Source organism: Mesorhizobium sp. ES1-3 (assembly GCF_020164795.1).
In the GTDB taxonomy this organism is placed as follows: Bacteria; Pseudomonadota; Alphaproteobacteria; order Rhizobiales; family Rhizobiaceae; genus Mesorhizobium.
The window spans coordinates 1-1,330 of the sequence record NZ_JAIUGW010000071.1; the positions used below are offsets into that span (position 1 = coordinate 1).

Annotated in this window: 1 protein-coding gene; it reads right to left on the minus strand. The window is 64.4% G+C overall.

Going from position 1 to position 1,330, the window contains the following annotated elements; all coding sequences use genetic code 11:
• Positions 1 to 60 precede the first annotated feature (60 nt).
• Positions 61 to 1,251, minus strand: coding sequence for an integrase core domain-containing protein (locus LB536_RS30995; RefSeq protein ID WP_140813756.1), 1,191 nt, complete (start codon positions 1,249 to 1,251; stop codon positions 61 to 63).
• Positions 1,252 to 1,330 lie beyond the last annotated feature (79 nt).

Here is a 1,330-nt window from a genome sequence, read left to right on the forward strand (position 1 = left end):
TGTCCAGCGGATAGATGGGTAACAGAATGAACCGGATACATAGGTAACAGTTTTCTCCCCCTAAGATGCGGTTGCCGCAGCGCCAAGCGGTCCGGTTGGCGCGGCGCTGCGGCGAACCAGTTTCATGTGCTTGTCGTCGATGAAGCCGAGCGGATGGGCGTAGAAACGCATGGCCCACTTGCCGTTCTCGGTCTCCTCAATGGCGATCGGTTCGCCGGCCAACGTGGCCGAGACATAGATCTCTGTGCCTCGCCATTTGACGGCGCCATTCTGGCGCACGCCGCGCACCGCTGCCTCGGCCGGATAGTCGGGTTCAGGAGCTGTCTTCGGCATCGGCCGGGTCGAGGGACGGTAGTGCTGCGCCGGGGTGTCCATGCTAAGCGCCTCGTGCGGACGCTCCTCATTGTAGCTGCGCCGAAAGTCCTCGAAAGCCTGGCTCTGGGCCGCCCTGTCGGCCGCCGGTTCCTTGGCCATCGGCAGCATGGTCAGGTGGAAACGCTCATGACGTCCGTTCTGCTGCGGCTTGCCTGGCTGGATGCGCTCCAGAGCGATGCCGAGCTTGATGAAGCGCACCGCAAGCGGCGTCAACCCTGTGACGCCGGCCGACGCAAATGGCGGGCCGTTGTCGCTTCGGATGCGATCCGGCAGACCGTTCTCCTCAAACAGCCGCTCAAACACCGGCCACGCCTCCTCGTCGGCCGTCGAGCCCGTCGCCTCGAGCCCCAGCAGATAGCGGCTCAATGCATCCATCACCGTCAACGGCTCGCAGCGCCATCCGTCACGGGTCCGGAACCACCCCTTGTGGTCTGCCGTCCACACCGCATTCGGCTCCGCAGGCTCCGGCCATGGCCCGTTGCCCTCAGCCCGCCAGCGCCTGCGCCGGCGTCCCACAAGACCGTGCCGCTTCAGGATCTCGCCTGCCGTCGAGACCGCCGGCCAGTCGCAGCAGGGCTCGCTGCGTCTCAGGCGCGCAATGATCTTCTTTGGACCCCACAGCGGATGCGCTTGCTTCTCCGCCAAAATCCGATCCACCAGCTCCGCTGCCGTTGCTCGGCCGTGCTCGAGCGGCGCCCGCGGCAGATCATGCAAACCTTCCGGGCCAAACTCCCGATAGCGACCAAGCCATTTGTAGCCGCTCTTGCGCGATATGCCGTAGGCCCCACAAAGCGCGCTCATCGTCTCCTCGCCGGCCAGGCAATCCACTACAAACCGAAGCCGCTCGTCCATGATGCCAGTCGCTCGCCAAACCATCGCCGGTCCTCCCGGCGGACAAGAAAACTGTCACCCATGCTATCGGTCCATTCTGTTACCTATCTATCCGGTTCGGACA